Genomic DNA, 20,542 nt, shown 5'->3' with positions numbered 1-20,542 from the left:
GCTTTTTTTACTTCATCTTAATACTTGTCGGGGGTCGATAGGTTTTCCGCCTTGGCGCAGGTCAAAAAGCAGGTCGTAGCGCTGTGAGGCACTGCTTTGGCCGACATCACAAAGTGGGTCGCCTGTACTCACTTGCTGGCCGACACGGACTAAAATGCGTTCGCACAGTGCGTAGACGGTTTGTAAGTTATCCGCATGATGAATAATGACAACTTCGCCAAGCTGGCGCATTCCATCAGCAAAACGCACTTCACCTGGCGCGACTGCTTGGGCTTTGGCACCGGCTTGGGTGGCCAGTAGCATAGGTTGAAGCGTACCACGGCTATCGGCACCAAAACGGCGCACAATCCGATAGTCCTCTAAGGGCCAAGGCCAACGACGTGCAGATGCAGGCAAGCTTGCGCTTGGCGTCGGTGCTGGCTGGCTAGTGCTGGAACTGCTGGCGCTGCTTGAGGTGGTGCTGCTACTCAGCGGTACACTGACAATTTGGCCAACTCTGAGCGCTGTGGGAGAGGTGCCAGGATTGGCACTCTGCATACGCCCTGATGTGGTGCCAAAATGGCGCGCGATACTTGAATAGGTATCGCCAGGCCGAATCTGGTAGCGATAGGGCCCGCCAGAGGGCGCTCGCTCTTGCTGGGTAGGTATTAATAGACGTTGTCCAACGTTTAAGCGTTGAGCATTTGTTCCAGGGTTGAAGCGTTCAAGACGTTCCAGTGGAACGTTTGCCCGGTTGGCAAGTTTTCCCAGCGTATCGCCACGCTGTACCGCTACCCATTCACCATTTATTTGACCGGCAGTGCTACTGGGCACAGGGTTGTTTTGATCATTTGAAGAGGGAGAACCAGCACATCCCGCTAACAACGTTGCTAGCAAACAGGCCGCTAACCATCGAGCTAGTCGTGATTGGTTTGCTTGGCTAGCAAGGCGTCTTTTTCCTGCCAGAGTGAATTGATCCATGCGTGGAACCGTTCCTTGTGCTGCTGTTCTTCGTGATAGTTGGCTTCGTTCATCCATTGGGGAATAGCGAGTTGCCTTGCGTTAAGTGTGATGCAAGCCTCTTTTCCGCATAGAAAACCCCAGAAAGTTGGCGTTGGGTTTTCATAGCTGATGGTGACATCCAAAATGCCATCCAGTTTGTCACCAAGCAGGCTAAGCACCTGAGAGACACCGCCAGCCTTGGGTCTCAGTAAGTGCCGAAATGGGCTTTGCTGTTTTTCCCGTTTTGCTACGGTAAAGCGTGTCCCCTCGACAAAATTAAATATTGCAATGGGGGCATTTCTAGCTTGCCGACAAACGCGCTCAGTTGACTCACGGTCGATAGTGGCGAGTTTAGGGTTTTTGGCAAGTTGCTCTCGACTGAAGCGCCGCATAAAAGGGAATTCTAACGCCCAAAATGCCAGTCCGACGATAGGAATCCAAATTAACTGATGTTTCAAAAAGAACCGGGGCATTGGAATGCGGCGATGCAATGCCATAAAAAGAATGAAGATATCTGTCCAACTGCGGTGGTTTGAAATAACCAGCCACCATTGATGTGGGCTGAGTGAATCCGGAATGCTGATGTTTACATCAGGCTTGATCCACCGGCGCATCCACCACAGATTTGCGCCAATCCAATTGAGCGCAACGCGGCACAGACCATCAAGAATTCTCTGTTTTTGATGTCGTCCTGGGGTTATGACTTTTAACAGCGTTAACAAAATGAGTGGCACGCCCCAAAACAGTGTCGTTAGCGTCAGCAGCAACAGGCTGACGACTCCTTTGGCAGTAGACATACCACAGTTCCTTTTACGTATGATGACACCAGTGGTGCAATTTTAGCGCTAGGTGACCAATTTATAGGCAACCCCGCGTAAATGCTAAAGGATCACGCCCACGCTGCCCAGTATATTACCAAACCTTAGCATGCTTAATGGATGTGCTAGGGCATCAGTGTCGGTGTGTTGATACCTTCGATTAGCACTTTGCTCAGAGCCTGTGCCGCGACAGATAACTCATGATGCGTCAGTATCCCCACTCGGCAGGCAATGCCTGGTGAGGTTAAGGGAACGCAACGAGCGCCGAGTTGGTGCATTTGCTGAATACACATTGAAGGCACGGCACTTACGCCTAAGCCATCGGCCACCATTCTACCAACGGTTGAGAGCTGATGGCTTTCAAAAGCGACCGGTAAGTCAATGTGTTGTTTGGCAAGTCCTTGCTCTAACAATCTACGCACCATTGATGGGCGTTGAAGGGTAATAAAATCCTGTTGTAACAAGGTGGCCCAGCTCAGTGTGTTGGCCTGGGCCAATCCTGATTGGGGGGGGACGACAGCGATAAATTGATCTTCAAAGAGTGGCGTAAACGTTAAGCTGCCGGTTCCTTCGGGTAAAAAGGCAATGCCGATTTCCACTTGGCGAGAGCGCACCATGTCGATGACTTCTTCGTTGATAACATCATGGACAGTAATATTGATCTTAGGATATTGCCGACGGAAGGTAACCAGGGCGCTGGGCAGTAAATTACACGCAAAAGAGGGCATGGCTGCTACGCTTAAACGGCCAAGCTGGAGAGTGAAGCGTTGGCGCAGTCGCTCTTCAGTATTATCCCACTGAGCAAGCAAATGCTTCGCCAGTGGGATAAGGGTTTCACCCTCAGGTGTGAGTCGGACGCTACGGGTACTGCGTATCAACAGCTTTCCCCCCAGCGAATCTTCAAGCCCTTTGATGGCCAAGCTGAGCGCTGGCTGAGACAGGTGCAGGCGCTCACAGGCTTGGGTAAAGCTCAGAGTTTGGGCTACCGCCAGAAAAGCGCGAAGTTGCTTAACGGTCATACGGACCCTTTAATAAGTTTTTTATATAAATTGATAAGAAAAACAAACTTAACAAATATATCATCTGGTACAACACTGGCTATACAGATCCAACCGCATCATAACGACGCGTGCAACGTACCACCGATAATAATGCGAGGCATAACAATGGCAGGATTTGACAAGCGTGTATCTTCCTATGAGGAAGCGATGGAAGGTATCGAAAGTGGCATGACCGTTATTGCTGGCGGTTTTGGCCTTTGCGGCATTCCTGAAAATTTGATCGCTGAGATTAAACGTCGGGCTGTCACTGACCTCACGGTAGTATCTAACAATTGCGGTGTTGATGGTTTCGGGCTAGGTGTGCTGCTCGAAGATCGTCAGATTCGTAAAATTCTCGCTTCTTATGTTGGCGAGAACGCAATGTTTGAACAGCAAATGCTTAACGACGAAATTGAAGTTGTGCTAACACCCCAAGGCACGCTGGCCGAGAAAATGCGCGCCGGTGGTGCGGGTATCCCCGCATTCTATACCGCCACAGGTTACGGAACACCTATTGGTGAAGGTAAAGAGGTGCGTGAATTTAACGGCCGCCACTATATTTTAGAAGAAGCCATTACCGGTGATTTCGCGATTGTTAAAGGCTGGAAAGCAGATCGCTACGGCAACGTCATGTATCGGCATACGGCACAGAACTTCAATCCCATGGCAGCCACTGCTGGAAAAATAACGGTTGTAGAAGTTGAGGAAATTGTTGAACCAGGTGAATTGGAGCCAAGCCAGATCCATACCCCCGGTATCTATGTGGATCGCATTATTCAAGGCTCATTCGAGAAGCGCATCGAAAAACGCACGGTACGTAGCTGATCGCTCTCTGGTTTAGACATTTTCACTCAATAAGAGGTATACACCATGGCTTTAACACGTGAGCAAATGGCACAGCGCGTTGCGCGTGAACTTGAAGACGGCTTTTACGTCAATTTAGGTATCGGCATACCTACGCTGGTTGCCAACTATGTGCCTGACGGCATTGATGTCATGCTGCAGTCCGAAAATGGACTGCTAGGTATGGGGCGTTTTCCCACTGAGGAAGAAGTTGATGCTGATATGATCAACGCCGGTAAGCAGACAGTCACCGCTCGTCCTGGGGCTGCTATTTTCTCTTCAGCAGAATCATTCGCGATGATTCGTGGCGGTCACGTGGATCTGACCGTGCTGGGGGCTTTTGAAGTGGACCAAGAGGGAAATATTGCGTCATGGATGGTGCCAGGCAAGCTCATCAAAGGGATGGGCGGCGCGATGGATTTGGTTGCTGGCGCAGAAAACATTATCTGTACCATGACGCACGCCTCGAAACACGGTGAGTCCAAGTTACTGGAAAAGTGCACGCTTCCTCTAACAGGGGCAGGTTGCATCAATCGCGTATTGACCGACCTGGCTTATTTGGAAATTAAAGACGGTGCTTTTATTCTCAAAGAGCGTGCCCCGGGTGTCAGTGTTGAAGAAATTATTGAAAAAACAGCTGGCAAGCTGATTGTGCCCGATCACGTTCCTGAAATGACGTTTGACGCTGAATAAACTCTTAGCAGGCGTGAGCTAATCAGCTCACGCCATTTCACAGCGGGTGTGGAAAGGTAGCAGGATTTCAGCAATACGCTCATGGTCGTCACCGACATGTTTTTGCACGAGTGCTAGTCCCCCCAGACAAAGACGATGCTCATCGCCTGAGCTGAAAACGATTTTTTGTGGCATTGCAGGATAAAATCGATGCTCAAGTAACGGTGACACGGAAAATACGCCGTTTTGTTGCCCCTCAAAACTGGGCATGCCGCATGCTTCAAGCTGACTATGCAAGGTGTCTAGGGGCTCGCCAATCGTTGAGCAGTCGAAACCTGCGTGGTGCAGTCTAGGGCCCATGATCGCTAGCCAGGCAGCGAGGGGATGTGCCTGTTGTAGCTGCTGATAGAGCGCCCAAGAGGGCATTGGCCATGGGCGTCCTCGGCTTAGTAAATTTTGCCCTTGGCAATCGGCTGGATGGCTTTGTAGCACGAGCTGCGTTAATGCTTCGCGGGGTGCTTTTGAAAGCGTACCCAGCTGCAACTCTGCTAATACCAGCCAACTGCTATTGTCATTAGGTGCAAGTAAATGCACCAAAAGGCCTTTATCTGCCATAGCGTAATGGCCAACTGATCGGTAGCCCATATGTGCAAGGCTGGTGTTGAGCTCGCTAGCAGCAAAGGGACCATGATTTAGCGTCACCAAGGTCAAATACTCGGCTGACGTACTTAGTGGCCACAATCTTAGTCCGCCAAGGTCTGGGTGTGTATGTATGTAGTCCAGCCAAAGCTGTTGAACAAACTCCTCTCGCTGCATTGGGATACCCTCGCCGCCTAATCGAACGTCACATGAACTGTCATATAAGCTGTGATACTTCAGTATAGGCAAGCGAAGATTTGGTTGTTCAACGGGTGTAAACGTCAGTTTTAACGCCTGGGTTAAGAAGCCAACAGCTGCTGTTGGCGCACAAAATGGTCGAACTCAGTAAAACCGCCGATGTGCTGTTGGTCAACAAACACTTGGGGGACGGTATGAATAGGCTTGCCAGCTGTTTTTGCAATATCTTCCTTGGTAACGCCTTCTGAAGGCATATCAACGTAGCGGTAGCCTTCTATCTTTCCGTTACTCTCTAAATGCTCTGCGAGATGCTTTGCGCGTACGCAGAAGGGGCATGACATGCGGCCAAAAATTACCACAAACATCGTAGAAACTCCTTTAGGATAAAGATCTATTAAAAATGGGTTGCCTATTGTGGCGCAGCTCATGCAGTTTGGCTAATAGCGCTACACTACACGCTTCATTAAGCCGTGTTATGGGCGAATGTTTAATCATCGGAAGAGCGTATGCAAACCTTAGCTGCCCAAGAATACGCACGCTTAGCTGAATTAGCGTTGCATTATCGAAATGCGCATCTGCGCTCAATGAAGCAGGCGGATCATTATAACCCTCGTCTTGGAGTTGATGCGCTGTGCTTCCAGCCTTGGGAAGAGGAGCATGCGTCGCTACTGGTCGGTGCATTAATAACACCTTGTGCGATGTGGCTAGTTGCTGTGCCACGTCTGGATCAGCATGCCCCTCTGGGGAATGTATTGCGCCTCAACCTTCCTTCTGGCCACTATTCGCTTTCATGTGAACCGTTGCCCAACGGCAGTGAGCTTTATAAGCGCATCATTCTGGAGGATCTAAGTGATCTGGAAAGTATGCAGGAAGCTGCGCGACTGGCCCAGCGAATGATGATGCAGTTAATGGTGTCTGATAAATCTTCTCCAGAGGTTGGTTAGGCAGAAACGTCTACCTCTATCTACACTGTTGTTTTTACATTTTTACTCTGAATAATCTCAGCAAAAGGAACGTTTATGTCCTCTGAAAAAGCTGTCACACCCCGTGTTGCTGTGGTCACTGGCACTAGCAGCGGTATTGGTGAAGCGGTGGTGAAACATTTCTGTGAGCAGGGTTTTCAAGTGTTAGCAGTAGACTTTAACCCGGCTGGAAAAGAAGTGGCTGACGCGGCTGGCGCAGCGTTTTATCAGGGGGATTTAACCGACCCCGACGCGTGCCGTGGCGCGATTGCTGACGCGGTTAAACGCTTTGGTGGCGTCGATATTTTGGTTAATAATGCAGGTATTCAGCACGTCGCTTCTATTGAGACGTTCCCCGAAGAGAAGTGGCGTCAAATCATCGATTTAATGCTGACGGCGCCGTTTTTGCTTACCCAGGCAGCATGGCCACATATGCGTAAAAAAGGCTGGGGGCGTGTGATTAATATTGCGTCTGTGCATGCACAGGTGGCTTCACCAGGCAAAGCCGCTTATATCAGTGCCAAGCACGGCATGATCGGACTAACGAAAACCGCCGCTTTAGAAGGTGGTGAGCAGGGGATTACCGCCAATACTATTTGCCCCGCCTATGTGAAAACACCGCTGGTAGATAATCAGATCGCCGACCAAGCCAAGCTACATGGGATGGATGAGCAAGAGGTGATTGAAAAAATCATGCTGAAAAACGCAGCGGTTAAGCGCTTGATTGAGCCTTCCGAGGTTGCTCAGCTAGTTGCTTACTTAGCCTCCGATGCGGCAGGCGCTGTAACGGGTGCCAGTTGGAACATTGATCTAGGATGGACCGCCCAATAACATCAAGTTGACACCCACTCTTTGCGGCGTTGTTGCGCAAAGAGTGGGCGAATTACCGACGTACCGGGCGCTTCTGTAATTTGCGTTGTAATGTGCGCCGATGCATACCGAGTGCCCTAGCCGTGGCTGAAATGTTGCCATCATGCTCTTGCAACACCTTTTGAATGTGCTCCCACGTTATACGGTTGATAGAGGGAGGGTTGTCGGCTAGTTCAATATTCGGATCACCATCCTGATGGTCAAAAGCGGCAATAACATCGTCGGCATCCGCTGGTTTGCATAGATAGTTAACAGCGCCAAGTTTGATGGCTTCTACCGCTGTGGCGATGCTGGAATACCCCGTTAATACCACAATGCGGCAATTCGGTGCGCTTGCCAGCATGTCGGGCAGTAGCTTAAGCCCGGAACTATGCTCAAGTTTTAGATCGAGTGTTGCCATCGTTGGCATGAACTGCGTGATCAGCGCCATTGCTTGATCAGCATCGTGGGCAACTTGCACCTCAAAACCACGACGCGAAAGCGCTCTGCTTAGCACGTGACAAAACATTTCATCATCGTCGACGATTAGAAGGCGTTGGTCTTGCGTCTGCATGATGTCCTCGATTTTCTGGCGAATGCTCTGCGTCGCTGTTACTTATCAGGGGCGGAACAAAGCGGCAGCGTCACTTCCGTTAACGTACCGCCTTCAGGATGATTGTACAGGCTTACTCCACCACCGAAACGATTAATGGTGGCATGGGTTAAAAACAGCCCAATCCCCATGCCTTTGCTTTTGGTGGAAATAAACGTGTCGCCTAGCTGGTCAGCAATCGACATGGCGATGCCGGGTCCATGGTCGCGTATATCAATAACAACGCTTTCATCTTGCCAATCCAGTCGAATAGCAATTTGTTCTGGATTAGCGTCGGCGGCGTTATTCAGCAAATTGGTTAGCGCTTGATCTAATGTGGCATCGACGGCCAACCAGGGGCGGCCGCGTTTCTCGGCAACATCAAAAAAGTGGCTAACATCTGGCCTGATAACGAGCCAGCGTTGCACAACGGCGGCTAACCACAGTTCAGCATCCAGTATCTCTGGTTCTGCCATGCGCCGACGATCAGCCGTCGCAACAAGGTGTTGTAAGCGCGATTTGCACACGTCTACTTGCTGGCGAAGAATGGCTATATCTTGTTGCAAGGGGGAGTCATTAGGCGCGTCCTGGTACATTTCATTGAGCAGCACGGCCATGGTTGAAAGCGGCGTGCCAAGCTCATGAGCCGTGCCAGCGGCTTGAGTAGCAACGGCTAACACCTGTTCATTGCGCAGTGCCGCTTCTCGCGTGCGAGATAGTGCTTTATCTCGATTACGCAGTGCATGGGCCATTTTGTAGATAAAGAACGTGACCAGTCCGGCTGATAAGCCAAAATTAAGCCACATACCCAATACGTGAAGGCTTAGTGGGCCGTCGCTGTTAATGTGGCCCAGCTGAGGTATCGGGTGATAAAAGAACATCAGGTAGGTGTAACCTGCCATTGAACACGCGGCGATGATCCAAGCATGCCGCCAGGGAAGGGTTGCGGCGGCGATAGTGACAGGCACTAAATAGTAAGTAATAAAGGGGTTTGTTGAGCCGCCTGAAAAATAAAATAGCAGCGTTAAGCCTGCAATATCGGCCAATAAGTGGGCAAGATATTCGAAATGATTAACCGCTTTGGGTCTGCCTAAGCGCCACCATGTGACGATATTCAGTATCCCCATGGCAATCACAACACTGACGACTGCAGTCACTGGCAAGTCGAAAGCGAGTAGCTCAATACCAACAATAATGGCCAGTAAAAAGCCGGTCCAGGTGATACCTCTGACGATCGTTAATCGAACGAGGTTACGGTTTGGCGTCGAAAGCGGGAGAGGCAGGGGGGTAGGCATAGCGTGCTTATTTGCTCGATGCTTTCACGTTGTGAATAACATATTTAATAAATAACGTCATAACGAACGTCAGCCATCCCGCTGAGGCAAGCAAGTTGAATAGCAGCATTTTAGGAGGTAGCCAGGCACTGCCCAGAACGGCTTCTAACATGATATGGAAAAACATAGCGAGCAAGAGTGGTAGTGCTAGCGTATGAATCCACATGTCAGTACGGCGCTTACGTACATGGTAGCGTTTCAACAAGTAACGCATTGGACGGTGCGCCCAGCCGAACAGCACGAGAGCACCAACAACGAATAGGACAGCCAGCGTCGGTTCGGTACTCCCAAAATACATTGAAAAGGATATCGACCAGGCAAGACCAAGCCAAAGTAATCCTTCAATACTGGCGATAATGTCCGCATAGCGACGCACATTCTGCATAAAAAACTGAATCCTTGACCTTACAAAGTGTCGCCATGATACGACACTTGGGAACGGCTGTGGGATGGATAGGGGAGATTTATCCATTACCCGTATTGGGTATACTGTTCTGACCCTTTGACTAAATTCATTTCTGCACAGGACTTGCCGTGGACGCTATTACGTTGACTCGCCCCGATGATTGGCATCTTCATTTACGTGATGATGAGGCGCTAAGCGCTGTGGTAGGTCATACCGCCGCCCAAATGGGGCGTGCGATTATAATGCCTAATTTAAAGCCGCCGATAACCACTACCGCGCAAGCACTAGCATATCGGCAGAGAATTTTAGCTGCGTTACCCGAAGGGAGTGCATTTGAACCTTTGATGACGCTCTATTTAACAGACACGACGCCCCCTGAAGAAATTGAGCGTGCTGCTGAAAGTGGTGTCGTGAAAGCCGTGAAGCTCTATCCCGCGGGCGCTACCACTAACTCTGCATCGGGCGTCACCGACATTGCCCACTGCGATGACACGATTGCGATGCTAGCAAACGTTGGTATGCCGCTGTTGGTGCATGGTGAAGTGACCGATCATGACATTGATATTTTCGATCGAGAAGCGGTGTTTATTGAGCAGGTTATGAAACCGCTTTTGGCGAGACACCCTAAGCTTAAGGTAGTGTTTGAGCATATTACGACCCAGCAGGCTGCCGAGTTTGTTGCTGCTGCGCCTGATAATATTGCGGCCACGATCACAGCCCATCATCTGCTGTTTAACCGCAACAAAATGCTGGCAGGTGGTATTCGTCCGCATTATTACTGCTTGCCCATTCTAAAGCGTGAGCAGCATCGCCAGGCGTTGTTGAAAGCGGCGACCAGTGGTAGTCCTAAATTCTTCTTGGGCACCGATAGTGCGCCGCATGCCCAGGGTGACAAAGAGTCTAGCTGCGGCTGTGCAGGGGCATATACGGCGCCTGCTGCCATTGAGCTCTATGCAGCAGCCTTCGAAGAAATGGGTGCCTTAGACAAGTTAGAAGCGTTTGCCAGCCTCAATGGACCGCGCTTTTATGGATTACCGGCTAATGCTGATAGCGTGACGTTGGAGCGTCGTTCATGGAGTCTGCCGGCGCATTATCCCTATGCGGCTGGTCAGCATATTATTCCGCTAATGGCGGGCGAGAGCTTGGCATGGAAGCTGAAAGCGTAGCTTGTATAGCTAGATAGCAAATCAAAAAAACGGAGCCGACTGGCTCCGTTTTCTTAACGCTTTAAGCACGCTTTCTTGACGTCTATTGCTTGATCTTACCAAGTTCGATCAGCATCTGATCCACCATCCGTGATGAATGGTCTGCCGCGATGTCTAAAAATTGCTCGAATGACAGGTGGTTGTCACCGCTGCCGGGGATATCAGACAGCGCGCGAATGACCACAAATGGGCAGCCATAAAGATGGCATGTTTGAGCAATAGCGGCGCCTTCCATCTCGACGGCTAGCATGGTTGGAAACTGTTCACGGGTAGTCGCGACACGAACAGGGTCGGCCATAAAGGCATCGCCTGTGGCGATGAGCCCTTCACGTACATTGACTTCACCTAATGCGGCAATGGCGTTGCGGGCAAGATCACGAAGTTGTTTGTCTGCTTGGTAGGCTGCCGGCATGCCAGGTACCTGACCAAGCTCATAGCCAAAGACCACTGCGTCAACGTCATGATGGCGAACTTCATCCGAAATAATCACATCACCAATAGCAAGATCGCTCGCAAAGCCGCCTGCGGAACCGGTGTTAATGATCGCATCAGGCTGGTGCCGCTCAAGTAAAATCGCGGTGCCTACCGCCGCATTGACCTTGCCTATCCCCGACTGCAGCACAATAATTTCCAAGCCGTGACGTGTGCCCGTATAAAACACGAAGCCAGCATGCTCGTAGCGTTCAGCGCCTTCTAGCTGTCCTGCCAGTATGTCCACTTCCTGCGCCATCGCGCCGATGATTCCAATACGTTGCACTCGTGATTACTCCTTAAGAAATCGTTAACGGCAGTGGTGTGCGTAACACTACTGCTCCAGGCCTTTGTCGTGCCGTTCAGCGGCTTCTAGCGTGTTTTCAAGTAGCGTGGCAACGGTCATCGGCCCAACGCCGCCAGGCACGGGTGTAATGAAGCTGGCGCGTTCTGCTGCGGCTTTAAAATCAACGTCACCAGTGAGCGTGCCGTCGTCTTGGCGATTAATGCCAACATCAATCACGATGGCGCCTGGTTTGATCCATTCCCCTTTGACAATACCGGGTTTGCCGACAGCGACAACAACTAAGTCAGCACGGCGCACATGAGACTCAAGCTGTAGCGTGAAGCGGTGGCATACCGTGGTGGTGCAACCTGCCAGCATCAACTCCAACGCCATTGGCCGACCGACAATGTTGGACGCGCCGACTACAGTGGCATCTAACCCTCGTACGGAAATGCCGCTATGGGCAAGCATGGTCATAATACCTTTAGGTGTGCAGGGCCTGAGCGAGGGCATACGTTGCGCCAGACGACCAATATTGTATGGGTGAAAGCCGTCGACATCCTTGTCTGGGCGAATGCGCTCAAGAATAGGGCGAGAGTCTAAATGCTCTGGCAATGGCAGTTGAACAAGAATGCCGTCAACCGTTGCATCGTTGTTTAACTGATCGACCAGTGCTTCAAGTTCATGCTGCTGCGTATCAGCGGGTAGCGCATGTTGGAAAGAGTGGATGCCTGCCTGCTCACAGGCGCGGTGTTTGTTGCTGACATAAACATGGGAGGCTGGGTCTTCCCCGACCACAACAACAGCTAGTCCAGGTGCCCGAGCGCCAGCTTGCTGGCGCGCGCTGATTTTCTCGGCAACTTGCTGGCGGACATTAGCGGCGATGGCCTTGCCATCGATAAGTTGGGCGGTCATGTAATAGAATCCCTGTGAAGGTTAGAAACGAAGCTGAGTGACTATGTCTAGGCCGTGGCGTTTAAAGTATGGGAGGGCCGCGCGTGAGCATCGTCCCCGAACCTCTGTTGAACACCGATACTTAAACCTCGCTATCTATAACTCAGCACCTAGAATTGTGTGGCTGAGCGCAGGAGGTCACTGGCTTTCGAGAAGGGCTGATTTTCGCATGCTAGGGCGACAAGGCAAAGCCTCTAACGAATCAATCACTTTAGGTGTTGACTTTAAACTCAGAAATAGTAATATATGCCTCGCTTGAGACGGGACATGCAGCAGCGTCTAAGGTAAGAAATCGGGATGTAGCGCAGTCTGGTAGCGCGCCTGCTTTGGGAGCAGGATGTCGGGGGTTCGAATCCCTCCATCCCGACCACATACCTAGCGCGGAAGGTGGTAATTTGCTTTTCCGAACATTGGTTGTGGTCAAGTGCTCATCAGTATTCAGTCTCTTAGAATGCTTTATGTGCGCCCATAGCTCAACCGGATAGAGCAACGGCCTTCTAAGCCGTAGGTTGCGGGTTCGAGTCCTGCTGGGCGTGCCATTAAGGCTTTTTGGTGGACGCATTCGGTAAGACATGTAAGTCAGTACTTCATCAATGGTGGATGTAGCTCAGTGGTAGAGCCCCGGATTGTGGCTCCGGTGGTCGTGGGTTCGATCCCCATCATCCACCCCATTTGATGACTCGTATTAATTATATGCAATTCTAGTTTTAGGTTGTGGTGGATGTAGCTCAGTGGTAGAGCCCCGGATTGTGGCTCCGGTGGTCGTGGGTTCGATCCCCATCATCCACCCCATTAACCTTGATGTTATCCTTAAAAAAATCCTCTCGCGTTATTATTACTTTTCCCCTTTATTAATTATTTTGTTTGAAACCAAGCTGACCTATGTTCGGCTTTTTTGCGTTTTGGTCGCTCGTGTTTTAAGCCTCTTTCACCTTATTTGGCTACGCAATGCCTTTCCTGGGTTTTGCCTTTGATTCATTTCCTGCCCGAAAAATGTCTCTCTACCTGAAATTGCTGCGAAATTTTCCTAGGCTTATTATCGCGATGCCGCCTTAGTAGGGGGCAGGCCTGTGCTTGATGAACCGCTTAAAAAGGTCTTTAGTAAGAAGCGCTGGTGCATTTTGATGGCTTTGGCGATACGTGCAGTGAAGTCATCTATATTATTTTTTAATGCGATATTTGTTGCTGCTTTTTGGTCTTAAAACAGTTTTTTAAGCTATGTTAATGCTGTTTAGATAGTGATATTTTTTAACGAGTTGTTCGTTGAAAATAATCATTTGAACTGTAGGCAGTATTTTCTTTTACGGAGTGCAACGCAATGGCGCGTCAAACGGTGGTGTTAGGGGCAGGTATGGTCGGTGTCAGCATTGCATGGCACTTGCAGCAGCGTGGTCATCAAGTAACGCTGGTTGATCGCCGCCAACCTGGTCGTGAAACCTCTTTCGGCAATGCTGGCATTATCCAGCGCGAAGCGGTTCGTCCTTATGCTTTCCCGCGGGATATGAAAACCATCCTGAGCGTGCTGCCAAACAAGCGTGTTGATATTCGTTATCGGCCTGCCGGCATGATTAATGCTGCTTCGCCGCTGTTGAGCTACTGGCATAACTCTTCCAGCCGACACTATAAAAAAATAGTGCCTGAGTATGCGTCATTGATACAGCTCTGCTTGAAGACTCACGGCCCCATGATTGAAGCGGCAAAGGCTGATCATTTGGTTCGCCGGGAAGGCTGGTTGGAAATTTATCGCACGCCCGGAGAGCTAGCAAAACGTGTAAAAGAAGCACAGGACGCCCGTGACAATTTTGGTGTTCAGTTTGACGTTTTGGACCGCGCTGCATTAGAGGCTAAAGAGCCAGATTTAGGTAGCGATATTATTGGTGCTATTCACTGGCTTGACCCTTGGACAGTTGCCGACCCAGGTGGGCTGGTTGCCGCTTATGCCGATGCTTTTGTCCAGCAGGGTGGACGTATCTTGCAAACTGATATTGAGGGGTTGAAGCAACAAGGAGAGCGCTGGCAAGTCGATACGGCTGCTGAGTGCTTAGAAGCAGATGAGGTTGTCGTTGCGCTAGGGCCATGGGCAGGTAGCTGGCTGAAAGGCTTAGGCTATCATTTCCCGACCTTTGTTAAGCGTGGCTATCACATGCACTACGCCACACAGCCTTCTAAAAAGCTTCATTACTGGTTAATGGATGCGGAGGTGGGTTACTTGCTTGCGCCTATGAATGCAGGCGTTCGGTTAACCACCGGGGCTGAGCTTGACCGGCTTGAGTCGCCAGCAGATGAGCAGCAGTTAGCTGCTGCAGAAAAAGTTGCGCGCACGATATTCCCCCTCGCTGAGCGTCGCGACGCCTCTGCTTGGAAAGGCGCACGACCATGTTTGCCTGACATGAAGCCTGTTATAGGGCCGGCTCCCAAGCATCGTGGCCTGTGGTTAGCTTTTGGACATGGGCATCAGGGATTTACCCTAGGTCCTGCTACCGGGCAATTGCTGGCGGATATGATAGAAGGTAAGCCGACTGAGATTGATATGGCGCCTTTCAGGGCTGACCGTTTCTAAATCAGTGGGTAGCTGTTGGCTTTGTACTGTTGGCTTAGTACTGCTGACTAAGTACTTAATGGGAGAGGTGCTTGGTAGTAAAGCATGATGTTTGCTATCTTGATGCAACATATCGCAATCGTGAGGTGGAAGATGGATGTTGCCGTAAGCAACGCAGTGAGCACCGCACTCTATATGAATCAAGCACAATCTGCTGAACAAGCACAGATGCAGCTTTTTAAGCAGGCTCTTGATATGCAAGCACAGCAAGTGTCGGAAGTGCTTGCCTCTGCTAACATGGGCGCTCAGCCAAGCCTTGCCCAAGAGGGCAGCGTTGGGACTCAGGTCAATACTTACGCCTAGCCAAGTAAACGTCAGTACTAAAAAAGCGCCGACATGTTCGGCGCTTTTTTTTAAATTTCCCTTAACTACTTTCCTAGTGGATGCCGTAACTCTTCTTGAGATTGAGCTAAAAAGCATTCCTGGTCGGCAAACGCGATGTACCGTTGTTTATCTGCTATAGCATATCAATAGTACTGCATTGATGTGCTATGGTAGATCAAACTTGTGTTGTTTCGCGTTTTTTGATATGTTTTTACATATATTTTATGGTTAATGATATGTTAAAGAAGATCAAGCATGAGTTACGCAACAGAGCAAATACTGGAGAGCCTTCGAGAGGCTCGCGCACGTAAGGGGTTTAGCCAGAGAGAGCTGAGCGCTCGATCGGGTGTGCCTCAAAGCCATATCTCGAAAATCGAGTCTGGAGGCGTTGACCTAAGGGTTTCCAGCTTGATTGCACTTGCGCGTGTACTCGACCTGGAGTTATTTGTCGCGCCTAAAAAATCTGTGCCAGCGATAAAGTCGATCATTCGAAGTAGCAAAGGTAATCAGGATGAGGGTGAAGAGGTGTCACCCGCATACCATTTAGATGGTGACAGCGATGATTAACAATGTGTCCACTCTAAACGTTTTGCTCTACGGCGAGCCTATCGCAACGATCACCAACGTCGGCAATGACAGAACGCTATTTGCCTTTACGGATGCTTACGCGAGTGATGCATCTCGGCCTGTGTTAGGGCTTGGCTTTAAAGATTCACTTGGTGGTTTGCTCACTAACTTCAAACCTACCCAAACCAAATTAACGCCTTTTTTCTCCAATCTACTGCCAGAAGAAACGATGCGTAACTACCTGGCAGAGCGTGCTGGCGTGAACCCAGCGCGGGAGTTTTTCCTATTGTGGGTGTTAGGGCAGGACTTAGCGGGAGCGATCACTGTTGAAACTGCCGATGGTGAAACGCTGCCGCCTAGTGTGCATCAAGAAATAGAAGATGGAACCAAATGTGAAGCAGCGATGCGCTTCTCATTAGCGGGTGTGCAGTTGAAATTTTCAGCAGTACAACATGCCAATAGAGGCTTGACGATTCCAGCTACGGGTAGAGGTGGCTCATGGATTGTGAAATTGCCATCACCTCGCTTTGAAGGCGTGCCGGAAAATGAATATTCGATGATGGAATTGGCACGAATGTTAGGAATGGATGTGCCAGAAATTCAGCTGCTACCCATTAACCAGATTGCCAACATTCCGGAAGGAATCGAAAAGTATGGCGGCTCGTTTAAAAATGCTCAGGCCTTTGTGATCAAGCGTTTTGACCGTGCTGATGGGCAAGCAGTACATATTGAAGATTTTGCGCAAGTCTTTGGCGTGTATCCTCAAGATAAATACAAAAAGGCTAGTATGCGTAATATCGCGCAGGTTATCGGCATAGAAGGTCAAGAGGAAGACATTGCTGAATTTACTCGCAGGTTGGTATTCAATACGTTAATTGGCAATGCAGATATGCATTTGAAAAATTGGTCTGTGATTTACAAAGACAAGCGCTCTGCATCAATTGCACCGGCATATGACTTTGTCTCGACCATTCCCTACATTGCTGATGATAGTGCCGCGTTAAAGGTTAGCCGCAGCAAAAAGTTCAGTGAGTTCAATCTGGATGAACTATCGCATTTAGCGGCCAAAGCCATGTTGCCAGAAAAGTTGGTGTTGGATACGGCCAAGCAAACCGTAGCTGGTTTCCATGAAGTATGGGCGAAAGAAAAAGCCCATTTGCCGCTCACCAAATCTATGATTGAAGCAATTGAGAAACACTTGCTAGGCATACCACTGCGCTGACTCAATGAACATAGCACCAAACCCCTCATAACGTTACAATCTGCCCCATTCTGAACATCTCAGCGTCGGTGACCTTTAGGTTAAGTGCATAGCTGAGTACAAATCTCTGTAGAGGTAAGATGAAAGATACACAGTTAGCTCGTGAGGCGGAACTTAGAAGGACGTTCGCTATCATTTCGCACCCCGACGCTGGTAAAACCACCATCACCGAAAAAATGCTGTTATTTGGGAATGCTATTCAGTTAGCGGGCTCTGTTAAGAGCAAGCGTAATGATCGCCATGCCACATCAGACTGGATGAAGATGGAGCAAGAGCGCGGGATCTCGGTCACGACGTCGGTGATGCAGTTCCCTTATGGTGGGCGTATCGTGAACTTGCTGGATACGCCGGGGCACGAAGACTTTTCTGAAGATACTTACCGTACATTAACCGCGGTGGATTCCGCGTTAATGGTGATTGATGGTGCAAAAGGTGTTGAGGATCGTACCATTAAGCTGATGGAAGTCTGCCGTTTGCGCACCACGCCTATATTAACGTTCATCAACAAGATGGACCGCGATATCCGCGACCCCATCGAGGTCATGGACGAGGTCGAGACAGTACTCAACATCCAGTGTGCGCCGATGACATGGCCGATTGGCATGGGACGGCACTTTAAGGGTGTGTATCACCTCTATAACGATGTCATTCATCTGTATACCCAGGGGCAAGGCAGCCGTATTCCAGATGACAAGCGAATTGAGGGTTTAGATAACCCGGAAGTTGACGCTGTACTTGGCGAAGAGCAGGCCGAAGAGTTGCGCATGGAAGTCGAATTGGTGCGCGGTGCTTCCCATGAGTTTGATCTTGATGCCTATCGCCGTGGTGAGCTGTCGCCCGTGTACTTTGGTACCGCAATGGGTAACTTCGGCGTACGAGAGATGATGGATGGGTTTGTTGAGTACGCGCCTCCGCCCCAGCCACGCGAGACAGATATCCGTGAAGTAACCGCTCAAGATGATCGCTTTACGGGGTTTGTGTTTAAAATTCAGGCGAATATGGATCCGAACCATCGTGACCGTATTGCTTTTTTGCGTGTCTGTTCCGGTAAGTACGAAAAGAATATGAAGATGCGCCACGTGCGGATAGGCAAGGATGTGAAAATTGCCGACGCCCTAACGTTTATGGCGTCAGACCGTTCTCAGGTAGAGGAAGCCTGGCCAGGCGATATTATCGGCTTACACAACCACGGCACGATTCAGATTGGTGATACCTTCACCGTTGGTGAAGATATGCGCTTTACCGGCATTCCTCACTTTGCGCCAGAGTTGTTCAAGCGTGTTCGTTTAAAAGACCCGTTAAAAATGAAAGCGCTACAAAAAGGGCTCCAGCAGCTCTCTGAAGAGGGCGCTACGCAGGTCTTTATGCCGATGGATAACAACGACCTGATTCTTGGTGCTGTCGGTACGCTGCAGTTTGACGTTGTTGCCCACCGCTTAAAGGAAGAGTACAAAGTTGACTGTCTATATGAAGGGGTCAATGTACAAACCGCACGCTGGGTCTATTGCGAAGACGCCAAGATGCTGGAAGAGTTTAAGCGTAAAGCGAGCTCCAACCTTGCTATCGATGGTGGCGGCTACCTGACGTATATCGCACCAACGCGGGTCAACCTGCAGATGACCCAAGAGCGCTGGCCGGATATTCGTTTCCAGCCCACTCGCGAGCACTGATCGAGTCTTCCTTACTATGTTGACTGCCTTGCTATGTTGATTGATGCCCACTGCCACCTGGATTTCGAGGCATTTGACGATGATCGCGATGCGGTCATCGAAAATGCCAAGGCGGTGGGCGTCGAACACTTTGTTGTGCCATCAACGACGCGCTCCCTATGGCCAAATGTGTTGACGCTTGGCGCGCGTAAGGAGGTAAGTAGCTGTGTTGGCCTTCACCCTTACTTCATTGATCAACACGTTAACCACGATTTAGTCGCCTTGGAGCAACTTTTAGCTGAGCAGAAAGTTGAAACCGAAAAACGCGTTGTGGCAATAGGTGAGTGTGGTATCGATGGCCGCTTTACGGAGTCATTAGATAAACAGTGGGCCTATTTCGATGCGCAGCTCGGTCTAGCAAAGCAGTTCGCTTTACCTGTTGTGGTGCACTGCGTAAAAGCCAATGATCAGGTAGGCAAACGCCTACGCCAGCTGGCGCTTCCCCGCGGTGGGCTTATCCATGCGTTCTCAGGTTCTTATGAGCAGGCCGCTAAGTTTCTCGATCTAGGCTATACCCTGGGATTGGGAGGGGCGATTACCTACGAGCGCGCGCAACGACTTCGTAGCGTGGTGTCACGCTTACCTGACGATGGCTTTGTGTTAGAAACTGACAGCCCCGATATGCCGCTTAGCGGCTATCAGGGGCAACGTAATGAGCCATGCAGGGTGGCAAAGGTAGCTGACGTGGTGGCAGCACTCCGGCATCAGCCATTTGAAACAATAGCGGCACTGAGCAGTGCAAATGCTATTCGCTTATTTCAACTCCCATATTTCAATTCCTACTAGGCGGTTAGGCTGCTGGCCAGCTGTTCAGGATCCAGGCGCTCAACGGTATAGGGCAGGTCGCAGAGCGTGACCGGATGCCCTTGCCAATAAAGGGGGGAGAGCGCTTCAATCGCTTTAGTATTCGCAACGGCGAGCATCTCAATTTGCTGCTTGTCGCTAAGTGCACTGCTAACGATTTCACCTACGGTTTTATCCTGCTCATCCACTAGCGTGTCACCGACCTGGGGTAAGCTGTTAACACTGGCAGTAACGCGCACTAAGCGTTTTTTTACTTGGCCCCGGAAGTGCGCCCGTGCGACGACTTCTTGTCCTGTATAGCAACCTTTCTTAAAGCTAATTCCCCCCAGCGCTTCCCAGTTCAGCATTTGTGGGAGGAAGTGATCTTGCTGTGGGGCTGTTAACCACGCCAAACCACTGCGGATATCTGCTAATTGCCACGTGTTAAGCGCATCTTCATCATCATTTATTGCAATGGCGTTCTGTTCAGCAGAATTTTCTATACTGATTAACCAACGTCCGTGACCTGGCTGGCATAGGGCTGTTGCTTGGGCATTGCTGTGATGGGTATAAGGTTGATCAGGAAGCGCTAAACCAAACGCCTGAGCAACCTCGTTGGCACTTTCGCTGGCGCCTACGATAAGCATCGATGACTGAGCCTGCAATTCGACGCGATAAAAAGCGGCAAATTTGGCTAAATGACTGGCGAGCATATCGATCAATGAGGTGCTCAACAGTAGCCTATAATGGTCGTTGCTGATTTTTAGTAATTGAGCATTGGCCAGCATTCTTCCCTTTGGTGTGCAAAAGCAGGTAAGAGGCGCAAAAAAACCATTGGCTAAACTAACTTGTGCGCTTGTTTGCCCTTGCAGGAATTTCTCAGCATCTGCACCTTTGACATCTAAGGCGGCGAGGTGAGGCAAACGGACGCAGCCATTCATCTTGAGTAACGAAGAGACAGTCGCCATATAGACTCCATAAGGGAAGATAGGGTAAACGTAACGTAATCGCATTTGTATCAAAGGTGCGGGCACTGCGGGTAGATTGCA

Annotated in this window: 22 protein-coding genes and 4 tRNA genes; 15 read left to right on the top strand and 11 right to left on the bottom strand. The window is 50.1% G+C overall.

Annotation, left to right across the window (positions count from 1 at the left end; all coding sequences use genetic code 11):
* Positions 1-12: 12 nt before the first annotated feature.
* The 3 genes from NF683_RS17385 to NF683_RS17375 form a co-directional block, all read right to left on the bottom strand.
* Positions 13-960 carry a LysM peptidoglycan-binding domain-containing protein gene (locus tag NF683_RS17385; RefSeq protein WP_226912377.1) on the bottom strand — a complete coding sequence of 316 codons (948 nt, stop codon included), beginning with the start codon at positions 958-960 and terminating at the stop codon, positions 13-15.
* A complete protein-coding gene (locus NF683_RS17380) occupies positions 897-1,778 on the bottom strand; it encodes an acyltransferase (RefSeq protein WP_193060361.1) in 882 nt (293 codons plus the stop codon). Before NF683_RS17380 ends, NF683_RS17385 begins: the two co-directional genes overlap by 64 nt.
* Positions 1,779-1,924: 146 nt before the next feature.
* On the bottom strand, positions 1,925-2,818 hold the full coding sequence (locus NF683_RS17375; RefSeq protein ID WP_089038422.1) for a LysR family transcriptional regulator: 894 nt from the start codon (positions 2,816-2,818) through the stop codon (positions 1,925-1,927).
* Positions 2,819-2,965: 147 nt separating this feature from the next.
* On the opposite strand from NF683_RS17375, the gene NF683_RS17370 reads away from it, so the two are divergent.
* Together NF683_RS17370 and NF683_RS17365 are read left to right on the top strand one after the other, a co-directional pair.
* A complete protein-coding gene (locus NF683_RS17370) occupies positions 2,966-3,664 on the top strand; it encodes a CoA transferase subunit A (protein WP_009724478.1) in 699 nt (232 codons plus the stop codon).
* Between the two features lie 45 nt (positions 3,665-3,709).
* Positions 3,710-4,375 carry a CoA transferase subunit B gene (locus NF683_RS17365; protein WP_038484421.1) on the top strand — a complete coding sequence of 222 codons (666 nt, stop codon included), beginning with the start codon at positions 3,710-3,712 and terminating at the stop codon, positions 4,373-4,375.
* A gap of 27 nt (positions 4,376-4,402) precedes the next feature.
* Here NF683_RS17365 and NF683_RS17360 read toward each other — a convergent pair whose 3' ends face one another.
* Together NF683_RS17360 and NF683_RS17355 are read right to left on the bottom strand one after the other, a co-directional pair.
* The gene (locus NF683_RS17360; RefSeq protein ID WP_089038421.1) at positions 4,403-5,170 is read right to left on the bottom strand and encodes a VOC family protein; all 768 of its coding nucleotides are present in this window, start codon (positions 5,168-5,170) and stop codon (positions 4,403-4,405) included.
* Between the two features lie 122 nt (positions 5,171-5,292).
* Positions 5,293-5,556 (bottom strand): GrxA family glutaredoxin, encoded by a 264-nt coding sequence (locus tag NF683_RS17355; protein ID WP_038484415.1) that lies wholly within the window; start codon positions 5,554-5,556, stop codon positions 5,293-5,295.
* Positions 5,557-5,697: 141 nt separating this feature from the next.
* Here NF683_RS17355 and hybE point away from each other — a divergent pair, with 141 nt between their 5' ends.
* Together hybE and NF683_RS17345 are read left to right on the top strand one after the other, a co-directional pair.
* Positions 5,698-6,135 carry a [NiFe]-hydrogenase assembly chaperone HybE gene (gene hybE / locus NF683_RS17350; protein ID WP_253920525.1) on the top strand — a complete coding sequence of 146 codons (438 nt, stop codon included), beginning with the start codon at positions 5,698-5,700 and terminating at the stop codon, positions 6,133-6,135.
* A gap of 75 nt (positions 6,136-6,210) precedes the next feature.
* Positions 6,211-6,984: a 3-hydroxybutyrate dehydrogenase gene (locus tag NF683_RS17345; RefSeq protein WP_038484408.1), complete on the top strand. Its 774-nt coding sequence runs from the start codon at positions 6,211-6,213 to the stop codon at positions 6,982-6,984.
* 52 nt (positions 6,985-7,036) lie between these two features.
* On the opposite strand, the gene NF683_RS17340 is transcribed toward NF683_RS17345, so the two are convergent.
* The 3 genes from NF683_RS17340 to NF683_RS17330 are packed head-to-tail and all read right to left on the bottom strand — an operon-like array spanning position 7,037 to position 9,313.
* The gene (locus NF683_RS17340; RefSeq protein ID WP_089038419.1) at positions 7,037-7,576 is read right to left on the bottom strand and encodes a response regulator transcription factor; all 540 of its coding nucleotides are present in this window, start codon (positions 7,574-7,576) and stop codon (positions 7,037-7,039) included.
* A gap of 38 nt (positions 7,577-7,614) precedes the next feature.
* Complete coding sequence (locus NF683_RS17335; RefSeq protein ID WP_089038418.1) at positions 7,615-8,889, bottom strand: ATP-binding protein; 1,275 nt, start codon at positions 8,887-8,889, stop codon at positions 7,615-7,617.
* A gap of 7 nt (positions 8,890-8,896) precedes the next feature.
* Positions 8,897-9,313 carry a hypothetical protein gene (locus NF683_RS17330; RefSeq protein ID WP_083004445.1) on the bottom strand — a complete coding sequence of 139 codons (417 nt, stop codon included), beginning with the start codon at positions 9,311-9,313 and terminating at the stop codon, positions 8,897-8,899.
* A gap of 149 nt (positions 9,314-9,462) precedes the next feature.
* Between NF683_RS17330 and pyrC the strand changes: the two genes are divergently transcribed.
* Positions 9,463-10,500, top strand: coding sequence for a dihydroorotase (pyrC, locus tag NF683_RS17325; protein WP_089038417.1), 1,038 nt, complete (start codon positions 9,463-9,465; stop codon positions 10,498-10,500).
* Positions 10,501-10,582: 82 nt separating this feature from the next.
* Here pyrC and mtnN read toward each other — a convergent pair whose 3' ends face one another.
* Positions 10,583-11,296, bottom strand: a complete 714-nt coding sequence (gene mtnN / locus NF683_RS17320) for a 5'-methylthioadenosine/S-adenosylhomocysteine nucleosidase (RefSeq protein WP_089038416.1) — start codon at positions 11,294-11,296, stop codon at positions 10,583-10,585.
* A 48-nt stretch (positions 11,297-11,344) separates the two neighbouring features.
* A complete protein-coding gene (gene folD, locus NF683_RS17315; protein WP_089038415.1) occupies positions 11,345-12,211 on the bottom strand; it encodes a bifunctional methylenetetrahydrofolate dehydrogenase/methenyltetrahydrofolate cyclohydrolase FolD in 867 nt (288 codons plus the stop codon).
* 332 nt (positions 12,212-12,543) lie between these two features.
* Between folD and NF683_RS17310 the strand changes: the two genes are divergently transcribed.
* The 10 genes from NF683_RS17310 to NF683_RS17265 all read left to right on the top strand — a co-directional run bounded on the left by NF683_RS17310 (position 12,544) and on the right by NF683_RS17265 (position 19,496).
* Positions 12,544-12,620: transfer RNA gene (locus tag NF683_RS17310), tRNA-Pro, on the top strand.
* Between the two features lie 92 nt (positions 12,621-12,712).
* Positions 12,713-12,789, top strand: a tRNA-Arg gene (locus NF683_RS17305).
* 57 nt (positions 12,790-12,846) lie between these two features.
* Positions 12,847-12,921 (top strand) — tRNA-His (locus NF683_RS17300).
* Positions 12,922-12,967: 46 nt separating this feature from the next.
* Positions 12,968-13,042 (top strand) — tRNA-His (locus NF683_RS17295).
* 526 nt (positions 13,043-13,568) lie between these two features.
* Positions 13,569-14,810: an NAD(P)/FAD-dependent oxidoreductase gene (locus NF683_RS17290; RefSeq protein WP_089038413.1), complete on the top strand. Its 1,242-nt coding sequence runs from the start codon at positions 13,569-13,571 to the stop codon at positions 14,808-14,810.
* A 132-nt stretch (positions 14,811-14,942) separates the two neighbouring features.
* Positions 14,943-15,152: a putative motility protein gene (locus tag NF683_RS17285; RefSeq protein ID WP_089040872.1), complete on the top strand. Its 210-nt coding sequence runs from the start codon at positions 14,943-14,945 to the stop codon at positions 15,150-15,152.
* A 276-nt stretch (positions 15,153-15,428) separates the two neighbouring features.
* Positions 15,429-15,740 carry a helix-turn-helix domain-containing protein gene (locus NF683_RS17280; RefSeq protein WP_089038412.1) on the top strand — a complete coding sequence of 104 codons (312 nt, stop codon included), beginning with the start codon at positions 15,429-15,431 and terminating at the stop codon, positions 15,738-15,740.
* A complete protein-coding gene (locus NF683_RS17275) occupies positions 15,733-16,962 on the top strand; it encodes a type II toxin-antitoxin system HipA family toxin (protein WP_089038411.1) in 1,230 nt (409 codons plus the stop codon). Before NF683_RS17280 ends, NF683_RS17275 begins: the two co-directional genes overlap by 8 nt.
* 119 nt (positions 16,963-17,081) lie before the next feature.
* Positions 17,082-18,671: a peptide chain release factor 3 gene (locus NF683_RS17270; RefSeq protein WP_089038410.1), complete on the top strand. Its 1,590-nt coding sequence runs from the start codon at positions 17,082-17,084 to the stop codon at positions 18,669-18,671.
* Positions 18,672-18,704: 33 nt separating this feature from the next.
* A complete protein-coding gene (locus NF683_RS17265; RefSeq protein WP_253920524.1) occupies positions 18,705-19,496 on the top strand; it encodes a TatD family hydrolase in 792 nt (263 codons plus the stop codon).
* Here the strand turns inward: NF683_RS17265 and ygfZ are convergent.
* Entirely contained in the window at positions 19,493-20,461 is a 969-nt protein-coding gene (ygfZ, locus tag NF683_RS17260) for a CAF17-like 4Fe-4S cluster assembly/insertion protein YgfZ (RefSeq protein ID WP_253920523.1), read from the bottom strand. The two genes, NF683_RS17265 and ygfZ, sit on opposite strands and share 4 nt — an antisense overlap.
* Between the last annotated feature and the right edge of the window lie 81 nt (positions 20,462-20,542).

Source organism: Halomonas sp. MS1 (assembly GCF_024182575.1).
Classification (GTDB): Bacteria; Pseudomonadota; Gammaproteobacteria; order Pseudomonadales; family Halomonadaceae; genus Vreelandella.
This window is presented reverse-complemented; position numbering and strand designations above follow the sequence as displayed.